This window comes from Pseudodesulfovibrio cashew (genome assembly GCF_009762795.1).
Lineage (GTDB): Bacteria > Desulfobacterota > Desulfovibrionia > Desulfovibrionales > Desulfovibrionaceae > Pseudodesulfovibrio > Pseudodesulfovibrio cashew.
Genome location: NZ_CP046400.1, coordinates 1,896,056 through 1,915,484, shown reverse-complemented (window position 1 = coordinate 1,915,484; position 19,429 = coordinate 1,896,056). Strand labels below are relative to the sequence as shown.

The 19,429-nt window shown below is 60.0% G+C and carries 21 protein-coding genes; 10 read left to right on the top strand and 11 right to left on the bottom strand.

Translation table 11 applies throughout. The features are described 5' to 3' along the window. Window positions 1–238 precede the first annotated feature (238 nt). Together GM415_RS08620 and GM415_RS18195 are read left to right on the top strand one after the other, a co-directional pair. Window positions 239–829, top strand: a complete 591-nt coding sequence (locus GM415_RS08620; protein WP_158947411.1) for a TetR/AcrR family transcriptional regulator — start codon at window positions 239–241, stop codon at window positions 827–829. 71 nt (window positions 830–900) lie between these two features. Then, on the top strand, window positions 901–1,023 hold the full coding sequence (locus tag GM415_RS18195) for a hypothetical protein (protein WP_277872936.1): 123 nt from the start codon (window positions 901–903) through the stop codon (window positions 1,021–1,023). 221 nt (window positions 1,024–1,244) lie between these two features. Here GM415_RS18195 and GM415_RS08615 read toward each other — a convergent pair whose 3' ends face one another. From GM415_RS08615 to groES, 4 genes are all read right to left on the bottom strand, one after another. Continuing rightward, complete coding sequence (locus GM415_RS08615) at window positions 1,245–1,922, bottom strand: PEP-CTERM sorting domain-containing protein (RefSeq protein ID WP_158947410.1); 678 nt, start codon at window positions 1,920–1,922, stop codon at window positions 1,245–1,247. Window positions 1,923–2,751: 829 nt separating this feature from the next. After that, window positions 2,752–3,447, bottom strand: coding sequence for a hypothetical protein (locus tag GM415_RS08610; RefSeq protein WP_242012418.1), 696 nt, complete (start codon window positions 3,445–3,447; stop codon window positions 2,752–2,754). Window positions 3,448–4,295: 848 nt separating this feature from the next. Then, window positions 4,296–5,945 (bottom strand): chaperonin GroEL, encoded by a 1,650-nt coding sequence (groL, locus tag GM415_RS08605; protein WP_158947409.1) that lies wholly within the window; start codon window positions 5,943–5,945, stop codon window positions 4,296–4,298. Between the two features lie 56 nt (window positions 5,946–6,001). Then, window positions 6,002–6,289 carry a co-chaperone GroES gene (gene groES, locus GM415_RS08600; protein WP_158947408.1) on the bottom strand — a complete coding sequence of 96 codons (288 nt, stop codon included), beginning with the start codon at window positions 6,287–6,289 and terminating at the stop codon, window positions 6,002–6,004. 511 nt (window positions 6,290–6,800) lie between these two features. On the opposite strand from groES, the gene GM415_RS08595 reads away from it, so the two are divergent. From GM415_RS08595 to GM415_RS08585, 3 genes are all read left to right on the top strand, one after another. After that, window positions 6,801–7,142, top strand: coding sequence for a hypothetical protein (locus GM415_RS08595; protein WP_158947407.1), 342 nt, complete (start codon window positions 6,801–6,803; stop codon window positions 7,140–7,142). A 186-nt stretch (window positions 7,143–7,328) separates the two neighbouring features. Continuing rightward, complete coding sequence (locus GM415_RS08590; protein ID WP_158947406.1) at window positions 7,329–9,170, top strand: lysophospholipid acyltransferase family protein; 1,842 nt, start codon at window positions 7,329–7,331, stop codon at window positions 9,168–9,170. 892 nt (window positions 9,171–10,062) lie between these two features. After that, complete coding sequence (locus GM415_RS08585) at window positions 10,063–10,695, top strand: DsbA family protein (protein ID WP_158947405.1); 633 nt, start codon at window positions 10,063–10,065, stop codon at window positions 10,693–10,695. Window positions 10,696–10,996: 301 nt separating this feature from the next. Here the strand turns inward: GM415_RS08585 and GM415_RS08580 are convergent, their stop codons facing one another. From GM415_RS08580 to GM415_RS08550, 7 genes are all read right to left on the bottom strand, one after another. After that, a complete protein-coding gene (locus GM415_RS08580; protein ID WP_158947404.1) occupies window positions 10,997–11,677 on the bottom strand; it encodes a PEP-CTERM sorting domain-containing protein in 681 nt (226 codons plus the stop codon). A 213-nt stretch (window positions 11,678–11,890) separates the two neighbouring features. After that, window positions 11,891–12,124, bottom strand: a complete 234-nt coding sequence (locus GM415_RS08575) for an LOG family protein (RefSeq protein ID WP_158947403.1) — start codon at window positions 12,122–12,124, stop codon at window positions 11,891–11,893. A gap of 177 nt (window positions 12,125–12,301) precedes the next feature. Beyond that, window positions 12,302–12,583: a peptidylprolyl isomerase gene (locus tag GM415_RS08570; protein ID WP_158947402.1), complete on the bottom strand. Its 282-nt coding sequence runs from the start codon at window positions 12,581–12,583 to the stop codon at window positions 12,302–12,304. Window positions 12,584–12,689: 106 nt separating this feature from the next. Beyond that, a complete protein-coding gene (locus tag GM415_RS08565) occupies window positions 12,690–13,286 on the bottom strand; it encodes an LOG family protein (RefSeq protein WP_158947401.1) in 597 nt (198 codons plus the stop codon). Next, window positions 13,283–14,323, bottom strand: a complete 1,041-nt coding sequence (locus GM415_RS08560; protein ID WP_158947400.1) for a threonine aldolase family protein — start codon at window positions 14,321–14,323, stop codon at window positions 13,283–13,285. Before GM415_RS08560 ends, GM415_RS08565 begins: the two co-directional genes overlap by 4 nt. Window positions 14,324–14,329: 6 nt before the next feature. Then, a complete protein-coding gene (locus GM415_RS08555) occupies window positions 14,330–14,908 on the bottom strand; it encodes a GDSL-type esterase/lipase family protein (RefSeq protein WP_158947399.1) in 579 nt (192 codons plus the stop codon). Between the two features lie 4 nt (window positions 14,909–14,912). Continuing rightward, complete coding sequence (locus tag GM415_RS08550) at window positions 14,913–15,362, bottom strand: pyridoxamine 5'-phosphate oxidase family protein (RefSeq protein WP_158947398.1); 450 nt, start codon at window positions 15,360–15,362, stop codon at window positions 14,913–14,915. Between the two features lie 49 nt (window positions 15,363–15,411). Between GM415_RS08550 and GM415_RS08545 the strand changes: the two genes are divergently transcribed. The 5 genes from GM415_RS08545 to GM415_RS08525 are packed head-to-tail and all read left to right on the top strand — an operon-like array spanning window position 15,412 to window position 19,391. Beyond that, the gene (locus GM415_RS08545; RefSeq protein WP_158947397.1) at window positions 15,412–16,137 is read left to right on the top strand and encodes a TIGR04283 family arsenosugar biosynthesis glycosyltransferase; all 726 of its coding nucleotides are present in this window, start codon (window positions 15,412–15,414) and stop codon (window positions 16,135–16,137) included. After that, complete coding sequence (locus tag GM415_RS08540) at window positions 16,134–16,799, top strand: TIGR04282 family arsenosugar biosynthesis glycosyltransferase (RefSeq protein ID WP_158947396.1); 666 nt, start codon at window positions 16,134–16,136, stop codon at window positions 16,797–16,799. Before GM415_RS08545 ends, GM415_RS08540 begins: the two co-directional genes overlap by 4 nt. A gap of 52 nt (window positions 16,800–16,851) precedes the next feature. Beyond that, window positions 16,852–17,067 (top strand): hypothetical protein, encoded by a 216-nt coding sequence (locus GM415_RS08535; protein ID WP_158947395.1) that lies wholly within the window; start codon window positions 16,852–16,854, stop codon window positions 17,065–17,067. Between the two features lie 46 nt (window positions 17,068–17,113). Beyond that, window positions 17,114–17,740 (top strand): phosphatase PAP2 family protein, encoded by a 627-nt coding sequence (locus GM415_RS08530; protein WP_158947394.1) that lies wholly within the window; start codon window positions 17,114–17,116, stop codon window positions 17,738–17,740. Window positions 17,741–17,768: 28 nt separating this feature from the next. Further along, on the top strand, window positions 17,769–19,391 hold the full coding sequence (locus GM415_RS08525; RefSeq protein WP_158947393.1) for an ArnT family glycosyltransferase: 1,623 nt from the start codon (window positions 17,769–17,771) through the stop codon (window positions 19,389–19,391). Window positions 19,392–19,429: the final 38 nt, after the last annotated feature.

The window sequence follows — 19,429 nt, the reverse complement described above, 5'->3', positions numbered from 1 at the left end:
ACAGCCAGTCAAATTTCCCCGACGTAAGCCGTTTGAGAGCCTTATTGTTCATGTTAACGGCGACTTTCGCGCTCACTTACGTTAAAATTATATTGCATTATTCAAGTGTGTTAAGTTCATTTTCTTCAAAAAATAACGAAAACCGCTTGACACTGATTGCACAATCAATCTAAAAAGGACTCAACAAGTTGATTGCACAATCAATCGAAATCGTACCCGCAGGGGAAGGCAGTGGTCGATGACTAAGAAGGAAGCAATACTGAGAGCGGCTCAAGAAGCCTTTGGAGAACTGGGTTTCTCCAATGCCACGGTCAAGGACGTGGCGGGGCGCGCTGATGTATCCTTCGGATTGGTCTCCCACTACTTCGGCAACAAGCAGGAACTGTTTCTTGCAGCGGGATTTGACATGGCGGACAGGATCATCACCCGACTGATCGAGGCGACCAAGGACGCCAAGACCGGGATGGAAGCGATCTGCAACTACATGTCCGCCTACTTTGAATTTACCGAAGAGCATCGGAAACGGTTTTCAGTCCTGCTTCGTTGCTCGCCCTTCAGCCACATGGAAGTCGGCGTTGACGCCGCCAAGGTGGCAGAGAAATTCAGCTTCTTCATTGAAGAACTGAAACGGTGCGTGAACATGGGCATTGCAGACGGATCGATCCGCGACCTCCCTGTGGAGAAGACCGCGTTGATCATTTACGGCAACATCGTCGGTTCCGTCCGCACCTCGCTCCTCACTCCCTACGATTCAGAGGGGATCTTCGAGGAGACTATCCGCCACGTGGCACGCAGCATTGCAAACAGCCCAAGCCAGGACGGCTGTTGATAAAACGCCTGGCACGTTAAAGGTCCTGTTTCGACAACCTGAAACAACACTGTGAAGACAAGGAGAGCGCCATGTTTTCCAATATCAATATCACCAAGATCATGGACATCATTATTGGCCGCCGCTGCTGGCACCAGTACCTGGAGTCCTGGAAGTCCTGGTCCCAGGACTGGACTGGTAACTCGAATTCTTAGGCCGAACCGAAGCACCTCCAAAGGCAATAAAAGGATTGGACCGCAACCCACACCTTCAAGCCAGATCACCATGGTTCGGAACCCGGCATGCCGGGACCTCGGAAGGGAGTCGCAATAGCGACTCCCTTTTCTTTTGCCCCCGCTCAGACATCCTTCTCCTCTGGGGCAAAAAAGGCGCTGTCCCGATACGGACTGCGCCTTTTCCAGAGCCCTGCCCCAGGCTACTTTTCAGTAAATCTCTTCCGGCCCAAGCCGATCAACCCCAACAGGCCTGCGCACAGAAGGATAAATGTCGAGGGTTCCGGGGTAACAACCTGCCCCGCAGGCGTGTATTCGATTTCGTATGCCAGGGAACGACCGATAAAAAAGGTGTCCCAATCCGAATACAGCAGGCTAAAATCATCGCGGTTACTGAAGAATACGAAGCCTGATCCTGTGGTCGTTCCCACGTGCGCTCTCCCATCCAAGCCGTCAAAAAGATTGCTTGCGGTCAGAAATATGATGTACTCGGTGCCGCCGTTCAACAGCACATGATCCACGGACATGTCGAACCGTTCGAAACCGTCGAGTCCTCCGTTGTTTGTCGTTGCGTATGCAGGGCTTTCCCACAGCAGTTCCGTCATGGCGCTGCCTCCCCAGGAGCCGATCATCAGCTGGAAATCAACAAAATCATCACCGGGAATATCATCGAGATAAAAGGAAATCCTGTCCGCATAAATGGAGGTGGGATTGGACACTATCTGACCGTAGGTTGCCGTGTTGACCTCTCCGAAGTTGCCTATGTAGGAGCCGTACCAACGGTCAAACGTTCCGAGGGTTGCGGACTGCGCCACCACCGGCAAGCCGAAAACACAGAAAGTCAGAGCAAAAACAAGAAGAAATCGTCGCGCGAACATCATAACACACCTCGTTTTTTGTTTGCCAATTCACCCAGTCTCTCCACTCCTGTTCACACCTTCCATTGATTTTACGCGAGTGAGTACCAAGTGCCCTGACCGGGCGACCCCGGGCCATGATGCGGCCCGCCAAGCCAATTGTCCGGCACATGCCCTATACGCTGAACTCACCCATTCAGGGAGAAGCGCCCGCGCTGAAGCGCAATGGCAGTTTCGCTGTGGTCCTGTGGCGTTTCGTTGAAGCAAGCCTCTGGGAAAGGGCTCGCCAGCAAACGGTCAAGAAGCAGTAGATGAGATATCGAAACGTGCGGATCGAGAGTGAAGGCGTGGGAGAGGAGAGCAGATGGAGTCGGCATGAAGAAGACGTTGTGAGCGCGTGGCACCTTGAACTATTTCATGACTCTCCTCCTTATTAAGAAATATATAAAATGCGATGTAGCCCCGTTATCTCTCTATGAAGTATGCAATCAGCAGTCATCACTAGACTTATTGCAATAAATGCACCTAATTCCATATTGGCAAGTATTTTGAGATGTAGACTATTTTCCTCTAACCGTTATGTCGGACTTCCTTACAATTCATGTAAGGAAAGATGCATTACATATAGATTCATAAAGACAATCCGGGATTGCCTGACAGCCTGAGCAAGCGGGGATCGTGAGCGGCTGGCCCACTCAGGGGTGTAAGGCATACGCTCCGCCTCCTTCCTGCCGGGAGATGTATGCCTCTTGGACTGGGCGCATATCTTGTATTTCCCCAAGGGAACGCCCGATGCAAATCAAAAAGGCCGCCCCCCAAGGAGCGGCCTTCGCAGTGTCTCATTCAAAAAAATCTACACCGTGATGTTCAGCCCGGTGTAGGCAGTCTGCTGCCCCAGGACGAGTCCGCCGCCGCTGAACCAGGATGTCGGGTCGCTGTTGTCCTCGAACCACCAGGACATGGCCTGCTGTTGCAACGACTGGCGCATTTCGTTCTGAGTCAGGGTCGAATTGGAGGCGCTGGTCAGCTTGCCCAGCTGGACGATAGCCTCGAACTCGTCGACCTTGTCGGGGTTGTTGGCGAAATACTGGTCGATGACCGCCTTGTCCGGGTGGCCCTTGGTCACGGTCACCGTGCCTGTGGCGGGGTCGTAGTTGAGCGGGTACTCCGCGTCCGGGTCCAGGCCCAGGGCTTCGAAATCCTCTTTTACCGCTTCGTCCCAATCCTTTTCCAGCTGTTCGCGGTAGTCGTCCACATCCTGAAAGGAAAGCTTGCCATCGTCGCCCTTTGGCACCATGTCGAGTAGCGCATTGATCTGCGTGTTGATGGCCGACCGCCACGTCTGGGAGTTCGTCGAGGAGGAAGACGTGGTACTCGTCGAGGTCGAGGACGAAGTCTGCTCCGACAAAGTCTGGAGCAGGGACGACGTCCCGGAGTAGTTGCTGTAGCCGATGGACAGCGATGACATGGTCAGGTCCCCTTTGTTGCGATGGTCGATGGTGCGATGCGTCGCTACGGGCAGATTTTGCCCACCTTCGGTGAACAGCATAAGATGTGCCAGGGGAAGGATGCGCCTGCGGCGCGACTATAAGAAATAAGGAAGCCGCCTGTCGGCGGCAATTAACGCTTGAAGGGTTTCGGCCCTTTCGGGCCGACTTACTTTTGGGCTGGCGCGTCCAAAAGTAAGCAAAAGACGCGCTTTTTTGTGCTGCAGCGCGATCTCGGGACCAAGAGCCGCTAACACGGCTTCCGCTGCCCGAAAAGCGAAAGCCTGCGGGCAGGCGCGCTTCGGGCTGCGCTTCAGCCGTGCCAAGCGGCTCTAAGCCCCGAGCTCGATGACCGGTCGTTGCCTGGGTGATCGGTAATTTGCCATGTGCGGCGACTTTCCTTAGCCCGCCTAGTCGCGCTGGTGCCCCGTGCGAATCAGAAAGAAGCAATTCAGCGCGATGACTTCCCTCCGAAGGACAGCCGTCAGCCCCTTGCTCGCGGGCCTAGAAGCTCACCAAGCCGGGTGGCGGCTCTTGTCCCAGAGCCCGCACGGAGCGGGACGGCCTCCGCATGATAAGACTGGCAGAGCGTCCCACTCAACGTAGTCTGGAGGCGACCGGGTTGGATGAGATTCTCGCCCGAGAGCACCGAGGCGGGGATGACGCTCCAAGCGCCTTTTCTTTCGTCTATTTTTTTTGGCGCAGCAAAAGAAATAGACCCCGCCGGGAGGGCATGGAGGGCTTTTGGGGGCACAGCCCCCAAACCCGGCTCTCTAACTGAATGTGGCAAGGGACATATCAATGTAACACCCCACCCGACTCTCACGACCACCGCAACACAACAAAAAAGCCGACCCGCGACTTCCGTCGCGGGCCGGTTTGATTTGTTGGCTTGGTAACGCCGGGAGGCTTAGTACATACCGCCCATGCCGCCCATGCCGCCCATGCCGGGCATGCCGCCGGGCATGGCCGGACCGTCGTTCTTCTCGGGCTTCTCGACGATGGCGCATTCGGTGGTCAGCAGCAGGCCGGCCACGGAAGCGGCGTTCTGCAGCGCGGTGCGGGTGACCTTCTTGGGATCGATGACACCGGCCTTGATCAGGTCTTCGTACTTGTCGGTGGCGGCGTTGTAGCCCATGCCACCCTTGCCTTCCTTGATCTTCTCGACGACGATGGAGCCTTCGAGACCGGCGTTGCCGGCGATCTGGCGCAGGGGCTCTTCCACGGCGCGGGCGATGATGTTCACACCGGCCTGCTCGTCGTCATCGACGACCTTGACCTTGCTGGCGGCCACGCCGGAGCGGGCCAGGACCACGCCACCGCCGGGCACGATGCCCTCTTCCACGGCTGCGCGGGTAGCGTTCAGGGCGTCCTCGACGCGGGCTTTCTTTTCCTTCATCTCGGTCTCGGTGGCGGCACCGACGTTGATGACGGCCACGCCGCCCACGATCTTGGCCAGACGCTCCTGGAGCTTCTCGCGATCGTAGTCGGAGGTGGAGTCGGCGATCTCGGCGCGGATCTGCTGGATGCGGCCCTTGATTTCTTCGGGCTTGCCTGCGCCGTCCACGACGGTGGTGTTTTCCTTGTCGATGACCACGCGCTTGCAGGAGCCGAGGTCGTTGACGGTGAGATTTTCCATCTTGATGCCCAGGTCCTCGGAGACGACCTGACCACCGGTGAGGATGGCGATGTCCTTCAGCATGGCCTTGCGGCGCTCGCCGAAGCCGGGAGCCTTGACGGCGACCACGTTCAGGGTGCCGCGCAGCTTGTTGACCACGAGGGTGGCCAGAGCCTCGCCCTCGATGTCTTCAGCGACGATCATCAGCGGCTTGGACATCTTGGCGCACTGCTCCAGGACGGGCAGGAGTTCCTTCATGTTGGAGATCTTGGTCTCCTTGATGAGGATCAGCGGCTCTTCCATTTCGCAGGTCATGCGCTCGGTGTTGGTGACGAAGTAGGGGGAGAGGTAGCCGCGGTCGAACTGCATGCCTTCCACGACGTCCAGGGTGGTTTCCAGGCCCTTGGCCTCTTCCACGGTGATGACGCCTTCCTTGCCGACCTTGCTCATGGCCTCGGCGATGATGTTGCCGATGGTCTCGTCGTTGTTGGCGGAGATGGTGCCGACCTGGGCGATCTCTTTCTGATCACGGGTGGGCTTGGCGACCTTCTCGAGGTCGGCGACGATGGCTTCGACGGCCTTGTCGATGCCGCGCTTGATGGACATGGGGGAGCGGCCGGCGGCCACGAGCTTCACGCCCTCGGAGAAGATGGCCTGGGCCAGCACGGTGGCGGTGGTGGTGCCGTCACCGGCGACGTCGGAGGTCTTGGAAGCGACTTCCTTGACCATCTGGGCGCCCATGTTCTCGAACTTGTCTTCCAGCTCGATCTCCTTGGCGACGGAGACGCCGTCCTTGGTGATGACCGGGGAACCGAAGGATTTCTCGATCACGACGTTGCGGCCCTTGGGACCGAGGGTCACTTTAACGGCGTTGGCCAGCTTGTCCACACCGGCTTTCAGCTTCTCACGGGCCTTGGCATCGAAAAGAATTTCTTTCGACATGGTCTATTCTCCTTGCAGAAAATTGTTTTTTTGAATTGAGCTTGATTGATCGGATGCTAGTCCACGATGGCGAGGATGTCGTCCTCGCGCATGACCAGGGTCTCTTCGCCGTCGATGTTGATCTCGCTACCGGCGTACTTGGCGAACAGCACGATGTCGCCGACGCTGACGGTCATGGAGACGCGCTCGCCGTTATCGTCCAGCTTGCCCGGACCGACGGCCAGGATTTCGCCCTTCGAGGGCTTTTCCTTGGCGGAATCAGGGATGTAGATGCCCCCGGCGGTCTTCTCCTCAACGTCCAGGCGCTTGACCAGAACACGATCGTTCAGCGGTTTCAGATTCATTCCTCTATACCTCCGAATATAGTAATTAGACTTGATTGTCGGGCCGTTCCGGGCCCGCTTGCCAAGACGGAGTCCACAAGGGACCCCGTCAGGCTGGGGGAAAGATAACCATGCCCGACAAAGAGTCAAGCGCGCCCGGTAAAAAAAGTTTCCACTCCGGAAAATGACTTCCCAAGTCCGGCCGCCCCGGACTCGAAACGGCGTCATGCACTGTTTTTTGCCCATCAACTGCCCCGGAACAGGCCGCAAGGCAAAGCCACACTCCATTCCTGATGGACTCCCCCGCCCCATATATATGGAAAGTGTACCCGATAAATCGTCTACGCCGCCGAGCCCGATTTCGGACACCTTGCCCAATATGGAGGAAATGCGCTATGATGCAAGTAAGGAGAACCATATGCGCAGGACAAAACCCCGGCCAGGACATAAGGGAAAAAAGAAATAACGCCGATAACGATGACAGAGGACCGGCAATTGCATCTCGTCTTATACCAAGGAAAAGGAGGCAATCATGTCCGGTATGCACCAGAGAGCGGAAGTGGACCTGGCAAAGACTTACGCGACAACCGACCCCATACTGCACGCCATCGACTTCGAAGACGTGGCTCTGACCCCGGTGGGTGCACGCATGGTTCACCTGGGTGCACAGGCCGTACTCCGGCAGTACATCCCCGCCGTGGAGCTGGCCAAGCTCACGCCGTCCCAGGCCGTGGCCATGTTCGTGGACCAGGTCTACTGGGAGGAAAATACCGGCGGCCTGATAATGTGCGCGGAGATGGCCCACGCCAACCTCTGCCTGCCGATTCCCTCCACGCACTGGGCGGTCCGACCCACCAGCGGATACAGCCACTAGCCCCCTGCCAAGCATGAAATCACGGCCCGGCGCGCTCCCGTGCGCCGGGCCTTTTTGCGCCCTGCGGCGCCGTCACGAAACGGACGAAAACACGTCACCCTTTGACGGCAATCCGTCACCCCTCCGGCGTGATCGAAGCCCCCTCCCGGAATAGCATCGATCAAACCAACTTCCGGAGGATACGGCATGAACAGCCAAGGCACCCGACCACTGCTCAACCTGGACTCACCCTTTGGCGACCCCCTTCGCCACACCCTTTTCTCTCTGGTAAAGAAACCCCTCTCCAAGGTCCTTCGCCTGAACACCCTCAACGGCATGTACGCCTCGCTCCACGCGGCGGGCAGCGACGAGCCGTTCGTGGAGCAGGCGCTCACGGCCCTGGGAGTCAAATTTTCCGTGGACGGCCAGCCCGTCAGCCGCATCCCGGCCAAAGGCCCGCTGGTGGCCGTCTGCAACCACCCCTTCGGCGTGCTTGAGGGGCTGCTGCTGATCAAAATCCTGCGCGAGGTCCGGTCCGACATCAAGATCATGGCCAACTTCATGCTCGGCATGATCCCGGAGATGGACGATCTTCTCATCCAGGTGGACCCCTTCGGCAAGGAGGAGTCGGCCAAAAAGAATATCGCCGGACTCAAGGCCTCCATGCGCTGGCTCAAAAACGGCGGCATGCTCGTGGTCTTCCCGTCCGGCGAGGTCTCCAGCCTCAAGGTCAACAAGCGCATGGTCGCCGATCCCCAGTGGTCACCCATGATCGGACGCATCATCCACAAGACCGGCGCAAACGTGCTGCCCGTGTTCTTCGACGGCCGCAACTCCGGCCTGTTCCAGACCCTCGGCCTGATCCACCCCAAGCTCAGGACCGTGCTCCTGCCCCACGAGAACCTGCGCCAGGCCGCCAAACACACCATCCGCGTGGCCCTGGGCTCGGTGGTCCCGGCGGAAAAGCTCGCCGTATACGAGGACGACCGGGAGCTCATGGACTACCTCCGCTTCCGCACCTACCTGCTGCGTAAGGACAAGCCCCGCTTCCGCCTCAAGGGCCGCGACGGCAAGCGTAAGCTCGCGCCCATCGCCAACTCCCGGGGCAAGCACATCCTGGCCAGCGAGGTGGCCGCCCTTCCCGACGAGGCCGTGCTCATGCGCTCCGGCGACTTCACGGTCTTCCAGTCCGGCGCGTTCCGCATCCCCCGCATCCTGCGCGAAATCGGCATCCAGCGGGAGAAGACCTTCCGCGCCGTGGGCGAAGGCACGGGCCGCGCCATGGACATCGACGAATTCGACGACACTTATCGTCACCTGGTGCTCTGGAATCACGCCGAGCGCGAGGTGGCCGGAGCCTACCGCTTCGGCCTGACCGACGAGATCCTGGCGGAACAAGGCCCCGAAGGCCTCTACACCTCCACCCTGTTCGACTACGACGCCTCCCTGCTCAAGGAAATGGGCCCGGCCCTGGAGATGGGCCGCTCGTTCATCATTCCGAAGTACCAGAAGAACTACCAACCGCTCCTGCTCCTCTGGAAAGGCGTGGCCGAATTCGTGGTGCGCAACCCCAAGTACTCCACCCTGTTCGGCTGCGTGTCCATCTCCGGCGAATACTCGGGCCTGTCCCGTGAACTGATCGTCAACTTCATGGAACGCCACTGCGCCCTGCCCGAGATGGCCTCCATGGCCCACCCCAAGCGCCCGCCCAAGGGCAAACAGCTCAAGAAGATGGACTTTACCCTGCCCGCCAGCGCCTTCAACGACCCCGAGGACGTCGCCGCCCTGGTCAGCGACGTGGAGGGCGGCACCTCCATCCCGGTGCTCCTGCGCCAGTACCTCAAGCTGGGCGGCAAGATCATCGGCTTCAACGTGGACCCGGCCTTCGGCAACTGTCTGGACGGCCTGATCCTGGTGGACCTGATGCGCTCCGAGCCCAAGGTCCTGTCCCGGTTCATGGGCAAGGAAGGGCTGGACACCTTTCTCAAGGCAAACGCGACCAAGCGGCTCCGCCCGGTCGTGCCCGGCAAGGTGGACAACGCGGCCTGATTCAGGAGCACCGACAACAGGGTGTTTTCACGGTTAGAGGCAAAATCCCATGATGAAAATCAGGAGCTGAAGCCGCCTTTCGGCGGCGATTGTCGGATGACGTTGCCTCCGGCGGGCAAGGGGTTGAGCCCCTTGCATCCCCATTCGCGCACCTTTGGTGCGAAGTATTGAGCTAAATCAATTGACCCTTCAGGGCATTAGGGCACTCAGGCCATTTCCCCAAAGCCCCAGCCAACACCGTACCACCGAGCAGAGGGGCGGGGAGAGGTCGAGTGCAAGGCGCAAAAAAAGCGCAAGACCGAAGCGTACACCACGTACGCGAGGGTTTGCGCTTTTTGCAGCAACGCAGCAATCAGGCTCCCCCTCCGCTTCTCCTCGAAACAAGCCCCAACCAACACCGTACCACCGGGCAGGGGGGCGGGGAGGGGTCGAGTGCAAGGCGCAAAAAAAGCGCAAGACCGAAGCGTACACCACGTACGCAAGGGTTTGCGCTTTTTGCAGCAACGCAGCAATCAGGCTCCCCCTCCGCTTCTCCTCGAAACAAGCCCCAACCAGCACCGTACCACCGGGCAGGGGGGCGGGAAGGGGGCGAGTGCAAGGCGCAAAAAAAGCGCAAGACCGAAGCGTACACCACGTACGCGAGGGTTTGCGCTTTTTGCAGCAACGCAGCAATCAGGCTCCCCCTCCGCTTCTCCTCGAAACAAGCCCCAACCAACACCGTACCACCGGGCAGGGGGGCGGGGAGGGGTCGAGTGCAAGGCGCAAAAAAAGCGCAAGACCGAAGCGTACACCACGTACGCGAGGGTTTGCGCTTTTTGCAGCAACGCAGCAATCGGCCCCTCCCCGCCCCCCTGCCTTGGCATTGTGGGCTGATGGGTATAGACTCGGGCCCATGCGAAAACTCATCCCGCTCACCCTGCTGGCCCTGTTGCTGCTTCTCCCGGCCCAAGCCCTTGCCGAGGGCGTCACGGGCTGCGCGCCCCAATACGCCTCCCTGGGCGGACACGCCGTTGCCAAATTCAAGGGCACCGGCGACCTGGACATCACCATCGTCACCGACCCGCTCTGCTGGCACTGCCGTCTGGGCCACAAGCTGCTCGGCGAGTATCCAGAGCTCTACGGCACCGTGAACCTGATCTTCTTCCCCAGGCAATCCTTCATCGGCTCGGACATGGCGGCCTGGATACTGGAGGACGCGGCAGGCAGCGAAAACAGTAAGGCCATGATCGACTTCGCCTACTACGACCTCAAGCAGCCCAAGACCGACGACCTGAAACAGGCCCGCATGCTGGTCCTGGCCCAGTTCGTCACCCGCTTCCCGGCCATGGGCGAAGGCGTCACTTTTGAAGGGCTGGCCGCCAGACTCCAGGCCGACCACGAGGCCCACGTCCTGGAGACCGCTCACCTCTGCGAAAAGGCGGAGCTGCCCGGCACCCCGACCCTCATCGCGGGCAAGTACATCATCATGGGCTACGGCGCCAACCCATGGATCAAGGCGCTCAAGGCCAAGGCAGTCTGCGACTAGACTCCCCTGCCAACGCTTGATGACAAACAAAACGGCGCGGCCAGACAGGTCGCGCCGTTTTTGGTGTTTGCTCGAAGAGAGAGGGAGAAGGGGATGCCTCCGGCGTCGGTGAGGACTATGTAAATGCCCTCCTGATCCGCCCCTAGTTGGAAGGGCACATAGCTATATGCAAGCAATGAGAGAAAGGTCGCCCCACGATCTGGCAGGCTATTTCGTGGGGCGTTCAAAAACGATGCGCGACGACTCCCGCGATCATGATGGGGGGAGTGCGGTCTTCACTCGGAACAGTGGTCGAGTTGCCTTAGCGCTGCCGCACACCAGCACGGCATGCCAGGAAAGCCAAAAGCCCCACGCCGAGCAGGAGGAAGGAGGACGGCTCGGGAGTTGTCACGGCGGCCTGCCCGTTCATGGTATTTTGAATCTGGATGCTGTCGATCTTGAAACTCATTGTCCCATAGATGTGCAGTGCCGCGATGGGAGCACTCGTGGTTAACGAAAAGGCGGACCACACATCCGTGCTGTGGACCACGTATTCGCTGGACAACATGGGCAGACCGTCTATGTCGTACGCCTGGATGTATACGGAATAACCCTCGTCATAGTACTCCCCTTCTCCTCCTTCGTCATAGTAGTCCTCGTCTCCATACACATAATAACTGTCTTCGTAGACAAAGCCCTCGAAGCTGTTCATGCCTTCAGGGAGGATGACATAAAAGCCATCGCTGTAAGAGGTTGTCATGATGGCATTTATCGTCGAATCGTATCCCCCATCCAAAATCTCCACATCCGAAGCTGTGTCCGTAAGTGAATTTTGAAAGAAGACACCAAGAGCGCCATATTGATCCGACACTATGGCACCGGAGGAGAGGCTATCGAAATCGATGTAAATGGGAGCTGCGTGGGAGGTGGAAACGGGAGAGATCAAGAGCAGCAAAACAAATGAAGAGCATATGACCATGGGTGTGCTTTTTAAAAAAGCCATAATCGGTACCTCCAACATTTTGCGCAAAGCAAGCTATAGCGCGTTGCCGATGATATATCTATTCTCTTGTAACCCCTTGTTTTATCAATTGAGGCAAGCATATCCCATGCCACATATGCGCATCCGTAATGTATGTATTTTTTGTGAACCACAGGGCGCAGAATGTAAATACAACCGACAATTACAGCCGGTTGTTTACACAGCAGGGGCTGACTACAGCCCCTTTTTCTTCTCTATCCACTTGTCCACTTCGGGCGGGACGTAGTTGTCGAACTGGTCGAGGAGACTGGCGGGGTCGGCATCGGTAAGGACCATTCGGCGGTGTTCCTGCACGAGGAAACCGTTCAGGAACATGCGATCCATGTGCTCCGCGAGGCAGGTGTAGTATCCCTTCACGTCGAGAAGCCAACACGGCTTGTCGTGATACTCAAATTGATCCCACGTCAATTGCTTGAGGGCCTATCTCCCTTGTGCCTATGCGGGGCAAAGCTAAAAGAAATCAATGACAATGTGGCTACCCAAGAAAAATGGCCCCGAATTCATCGGAGCCATTCTTATCAACATGTATGGAAAACGCCCTGGCTGAAAACAACCGGACTTTTTGTTACAACGGTGAAGAAGTGTTTAGTCTTCGCGGCTCGTGATTTCCAGCAGGTGGTAACCGAACTGTGTTTTTACCGGGCCATGAACTTCGCCAACAGCTTCGTTAAACACCACGGTGTCAAATTCCGGGACCATGACACCGGGACCGAACTCTCCGAGATCCCCACCGCGCTGTCCGGAAGGACAACTGGAGTGTTGTTTTGCCAGTTCACCAAAATCTGCGCCGTCCTGAATTTGTTTTTTCAGGTCCAGACAGGTTTGTTCGTCACTAACCAAAAGATGGCGGGCAGTTGCTTTTGCCATGTGTGTACTCCTGTAAATTTGAATATATGAGTTAAATAACCCATGCAATTTTGCCGTTGCGACTTTGTACGCCGCAAAAAATGATACTTACAGATTGGAAGCGCTTTTACAGCCCCTTCTTCTTCTCGATCCACTTGTTCACCTTGGGCGCCACATACGTCTCGAACTGATCGAGGAGACTGGCGGGGTCGGCGTCGGTGAGGACCATGCTGCGGTGCTCCTGAATCAGAAAGCCGTGCAGGACCATGCGGTCCATGTGTTCGGCCAGGGCGGTGTAGTAGCCCTTGACGTCGAGCAGACCGCAGGGTTTGGCGTGATAGCCCAACTGGCTCCACGTCAGGGCCTCGAAGAACTCCTCCAGCGTGCCGATGCCGCCGGGCAGGGTAATGAAGCCTTCGGAAAGGTCGGCCATCTTCTGCTTGCGCTCGTGCATGGACTTGACCACGTGGAGCTTGGACAGCCCCGTGTGCGCCACTTCCTTCTCCACCAGCAATTCCGGGATGACGCCGATAACCTCACCGCCCGCCTCCAGGCAGGTGTTGGCGATAAGGCCCATGAGGCCGACATTGGAGCCGCCGTATACCAGGCCGATTTCCCGCCTGGCCAGCTCCCGGGCAAGGGCTTCGGCGGCCTCGCCGTAGGCCGGGTCGAAGCCGGGGTTGGAGCCGAGATAAACACAAATTCGCTTCTTCTTCGGGGTCATCGAACAGCCTCCACGGCTTTTTTCAGGTCATCCACGAACTCGTCCACCATGGCCTCGGTGGTGGCCCAGGAGGTCATCCAGCGCACGGTGTTGTCGTGCTCGTCCCATACGTAAAAGTAGTATTTCTCCAGCAGGATTTCCGTGGCCTCGGGCGGGATGTGGGCAAACAGGGCGTTGCAGTCCACGCTGCCCTTGATCTCGACGCCGTCCACGGCCCCGGCCTTGTCCGCCAGCCGTCTGGCCATGGCGTTGGCGTGGCGGGCGTTCTCCAGCCAGAGGTCGTCGGCCAGGTAGCGTTCGAGCTGGGCCGAGACGAAGCGCATCTTGGAGACAAGCTGCATGGCCTGCTTGCGCAGGTAGGGGAAGCCCTCGCCGATGTCCGGGTTGAGGAAGACCACGGCCTCGCCCATGAGGCAGCCGTTCTTGGTGCCGCCAAAAGAGAGCAGGTCGATATCCAGGGCGGTGGTCATGTCGAAAAAGGAACAGCCAAGAGCGGCGCAGGCGTTGGCGATGCGCGCGCCGTCCATGTGCACCAGCAGGTCGCGGTCATGGGCGAACTCCACGATGTCCTCGATCTCCTTGAGGGTGTAGAGCTTGCCCACCTCCGTGGGCTGGGTGATGGAGATGACGCGGGGCTGGGAGGCATGGACGAAGCCCACATGCCCCAGGTACGGGGCGATGGCCCCGGGCGTCAGCTTACCGTCCTTGGACGGGACGGGCACCAGCTTGATGCCGCCGAAGGCCTCGGGCGCGCCGCACTCGTCGTTGTTGATGTGCGCCTGCTCCGCGCAGATGACCGAGTTATAGGTGTGGGTCACGGCCCGCAGTCCGAGGACGTTGGCCGCCGTGCCCGTGGTCACGTAGTGGATGCGCGCCTGGGAGCCGAAGAACTCCTTGAACACCTCATCGGTGCGAATGGAGATTTCGTCGTCGCCGTAGGACTTCAGGTGCCCCTCGTTGCAGCGCAGCACGGCCTCCATGATGGCCGGGTGCGCACCGGAGTTATTGTCGCTCGCAAAGGATTTCAGATCGCTCATGCAGTATTACTCCAGCCCGAAGAAATCGCGGGCGGGTTCGGATTCAAGGATGCATTCGGCCAGGACCGCATAGCCCAGGGCCGAGGGGTGGGCGCCGTCGCCATCCTCCAGTGCCTTGCCGTAGACCGGATGGGCGAGCATGGCGTCGATGACCGGGACATAAGGCAGGCCGAGCCGCTCGCAGAGCCCGGCAAACTGCTCGGAAAGCGTGCCGATGCGGCGGGTCGTCTCCGGGTTGCTCACCGGCGGCGGTCCCACCAGCAGCACCTCGCCCATGTCCATGGCCTCGGTCAGCATGGCCTCGGCGGCGGCCAGGGAGTCGGCCGGGGCCACTTTGTTGGACTGGTCGGCCACGCCGAAGCTGAACACCAGCTTGTATTCCCGGGAGGGCATCCTGCGCGGCTCGGCTTCGGCTTTCCAACGCTTGGCCATGCGCGTGGTGGCGTCCTGGCGCACGCCCAGGTTGTAGCTGGTCACGTCCACCCCGAGTGAGGCGAGCTTGCCGGACACCCGGCCCGGCCAGCCAAGGCCGGAGGGGTCGCCGTACCCCAGGGTAAGGGAGTCGCCGAAATAGCATATAATCATGAATTTACTCCTTTATTCTGGCGGTCAGGGTATCCACGTCGATGGCCCAGACGTCGGTGATGGGCAGGACCTTGTCCACGTAGGGCAATTGCCTGCCCAGGTACTTGACCGTGATCAGGTCCAGGCCGCGCATCTTTTCCTCGCCTTCTGCCAGCCGGGGTACGCCCCGGCCCATGACCGAGCGAAAATGATAGCCCTGGTCGCAGGCGTCGTCACCGCCCTCGCGCATGCGAACGTCCACGGCGCAGGAAAAGGCCACCGGGCCGCCGGATTTCAGGGCCTCGGCCTTGCGCCCGCGCTTGCCGGAATGGATGAACACCACCCCGCCTTCCTCCGCGAAGCTCACCGGCACCGAGTAGGGGCCGTCCCCGTCCACGAGGGCCAGCCAGAGGACCTCTGCCTTTTCCAGAATCGCCTCCACGACCTCGCGGTCTTCCGTAACGCCCTTGCGCATGCGCTTCTCCGTTCTTTAAATTGTAAGACAAGTGGTCTATTAATCCTCCATGGACCGGAACACAACCACCAGACCGTCACTTTCCGTGATCATCCCCGTGTACAACGAGGCCGAGATCATCAACGACGCGATCCAGCGCGTCCGCCGGGCCGCCACGAAGGAGCCCGTGGAGATCGTCGTGGCGGACGGCGGTCCGGGGCACGACACCCTTGCGGCGGTGCGGGACCCGGACGTGATCAAGGTCGCCTGCCCGCCGGGGCGGGGAATCCAGCTCAACGCGGGCGCGGACAGGGCCGGGGGAGACACCCTGCTCTTCCTGCACGCCGATACCCGGCTGCCCGGAGACGCGTTCACGGCCATACGCCGGGCCGTGGCCGACGGCGCAGCCGCCGGAGCCTTCTCCCTGTCCATCGACTCCCCCCGCCCCTCCCTGCGGGTGGTGGCCCTGTTTGCCAACCTCCGCACCCGGCTGGAGCGGGTGCCCTACGGCGACCAGGCCCAATTCGTCACCGCCCAGACCTTCCGCGCCCTGGGCGGATTCGCGGCCATCCCGATCATGGAGGATGTGGAATTTTTCCGGCGGATTCGCCGACAGGGATTGCCCATTGCCATTCTGCCGGGTAAGGTAGTCACGTCGGCACGACGATGGGAAAAGGAAGGGGTTCTTGTGCGGACCCTGACCAACTGGTGGCTCAGACTCCGGTATGCCCTGGGCGCTGACCCCGCCGATCTGGCCCGGCACTATCGTCCCCAGGATGCAAAGGACGCCCAATGAACGACTGCGTACTCTTCTTCGTGAAATACCCGGAACCCGGCGAGGTCAAGACCCGGCTGGCCGAAAACTCCTCCCCCGAACTGGCCGCGGAATTCTACGCCACCTTCGTGGAGGAGAAGTTCGAGGAGCTTCTGTCCGGCTGCAAGGCCAAGATCATCGTCTGCTTCGCCCCGGAAACCGCCGGACAGGCCATGCGCGACTGGCTCGGCGAGTACCACCGCTACGTGGGCCAGAAGGGCGCCGACCTGGGCCGCAGAATGGAAAACGGCTTCCGCGAGGCCTTCTTCATGAAGTACGAACGGGTGGTCCTGGCGGGCAGCGACGTGCCCGGCCTGAGCCCGGCCATCATCGAGGAAGCCCTTGAGGCGCTGACCCCGGACACCGCCTGCCTCGGCCCGGCCGACGACGGCGGCTACTACCTGATCGGCTTTCATCGAAAGGGATTCGTGCCCGAGGTGTTCCGTAACATCGACTGGAGCACGGAGCGGGTCTTCGAACAGACCGCCAGCCTGATCTCCGGCCAGGGAATGAAGACCCACATCCTGCCCAACCTGGAAGATATGGACACCCTCGAAGACGTCGAGACCCTCATCGCACTCGGCTCGGCCGGACCGCTCGGAACGCGCTCCATCGCCGAAGCGCGCCGCCTGCTCGGACGCTGACCCCGCCGCGACGGCCACCCTATTCACCACTACCCCGCCCCGATTCCGCTCCATGAACAAGATCGAACCCTATGTTGACGACGACGGCACCCTGGTCATCCCCTTCGAATGCTCGGACCACACCCACAAATACTGGAAACAGGAAGGCATATCCATGGCCGCGCTCCTTCAGGAACTGGGCGTGGACGAGGAAACCTGGGCCCGCTACACTCACGAGCCCTTCCGCAACGGCGAATCAGCGGAAAATTCGGACGACGGCGGGGAATAGCCCTCGCCGGGTTGCCCCCCCGTGCCGTATGGCTTAAGAGGAGCCCATGCGCACCCGCTTTCTCCACTGGGCGATCTTTTCCGCCCCTCTGCTGCTCGTGCTTGCCGCCCTCTGGCTCGGTTTCGACACCGAGGCCGGGGTCAGCACGTTCTTTCATGAGCATAGTGCCGCCCACCCAACCCTTTCCGCCGCGCTCAAGTTTGTCACGGACTGGTCAAACCCGCTTTTCTACGCCTTTTACGGCGTCATGCTCGTCAACGCCTTCCGCAAGGGCGACGCGGAGAAGAAGCGCTACGTGTTCATCCTGCTCGGCGTCCAGGTGGTGGTCTCCCTGCTCTGCGTCCACTTCATCAAGCGGACCATTGGTCGCCCCAGGCCGGGCCAGGGCTGGTATTTCGACCCCCTGACCTCCCGCGGCAACTACCACTCCCTGCCGTCCGGACACACCACCGAGATAACGGGCTGGAGCCTGCCTCTGGCGTTCCGGCTTTCGGCATTCGCCCCCACATTGGGCCTTGGCCTCTTCGTGGGCCTGGTGGGATTCACCCGCATCTATCTGGGATGGCATCATCCCACCGATGTGTTCTTCGGCTGGCTTTTGGGAAGCTTCGGCGGATTCGCCACCCAGATCCTGGCCGACTCGACCCTGTTCCGGCGCAAGGCCGGGGCATGACAACCCGAAAACGACAACAAGGCCGTTCATGAAAAAAACCGCCCTTCGCATATGGTACGTTCTCGAAGACCACCCCTGGATGACCATGATCCTCGGCGTCCTCGCCCAGACCTGGTTCACCCTGAACAACCGCGCCCTCTGGTTCTCGGATGAGGTCCGCTACGCCGACGCCTACCGGAACCTGGCCGAGCACGGCCACTGGATCGTCCTGGCCCTCAACGGCCAGGCCTACCCGGACAAGCCCCCGGTCTACTTCTGGTTCCTCTGGTTGCTGGACACCCTGACCCCGGCGGACCAGCCCACGGTCTTCTTCCTGGGAGCGGCTCTGTCCGGGCTCTTCCTGCTGGCCTCGGCCTACGCATTGGCGCGCACCCTGGGCTTTGACAGGCAGGTGAGCCTGTCCGCCGTGCTCATCCTGCTCTCCACCTTTTTCCTGGCCGGGCTGTTCCACTACTCGCGCATGGACCTGATGTTCGCCGCGCTCATCGTGCTCAGCCACGCCTGCCTGTTCCGGGCCTTCTCCGAGGAGAACCAGGGCCGCTGGCCCCTGTGGGGCTTCCTGCTGGCCGGGCTCGCCACCCTGGTCAAGGGGCCGCTCGGTTTCCTCTTCCCGCTGCTGACTTCGACGGTCTACCTGATCTGGAAGGGCGAGGTGAAAAAGTTCCTCACCCGGCCCATGGGCAAGGGATTGCTTGCCATGCTCCTGATGCTCGCTGCCTGGGTGGGCGGGGTGATCCTGTCACAAGGCCCGGACTTTCTGCTGAACACGGTCCTCGGCCATCAGATCCTGGAACGCGCCACCCACACCTTCCATCACATGGAGCCGTTCTATTATTACCTCATTGCCCTGCCCCTGGCCTGGCTGCCCTGGACCCTGTTCCTGTTCGCCGCGCCGGTGAAGCGGGCGTTCTCCCTGGAGAACTGGGGAGCGCTGTGGGCCTCGCGCCGTGAGGCCGGACCGCGCACCTTTCTCTGGATCATGTTCGGCGCGACCCTGATTTTCCTCTCCTCACTGAGCGGCAAGGTGCTCATCTACATCCTGCCCATGTTCCCGCCCATGGCCATTCTGACGGGCGACGCCATGACCCGCCAGAACGAGGACGACTCGGTCCGCTTCTGGACCCTGGCCGCCGGGCTGCTGGGCCTGCTCGGTGCGGGGTTGCTGCTGGGCGGCGACCTGCTGCCTTTCCCGGTTCCCATGCGCGGCATGGGTATCGCCGCGATCACCCTGCTGGGCGGCGCGGCCCTGCTCTACGCGGTCCGCAAGGCGGGCAACCGCATCGCCCTGCTCTCCACGGTACTGGCCGTGACGGTCTGGCTCTACCCGGTCGGATTGATGGTCGCCCCCTCCCTGGACAATGCCATGTCACCCAAGCGCCAAGGCGAGATGATCGGCGCGCTGGTAGACGAGGGGTACACTCCTCTGGCCTTCAAGATCTACTCCGGCATCTTCACCTATTACGCCGATCACGAAATCGAAGAGACCGGCGACTGGGACGAGCTGACGAGTCTGGTTGATGGCGGAGAGAGAGTGGTTCTCTCCATCCGCGAGAAACACTGGAAAAACTGGAAGGACCGCCCCGAAGGCCTGCGAATCCTGGACCGCCAGGATATTGCCGGAATGATATATCTCGTTGTAATCAAAGGCTGATTTCACTTCGACAACGGGACCGACAAGGGATTAGACAA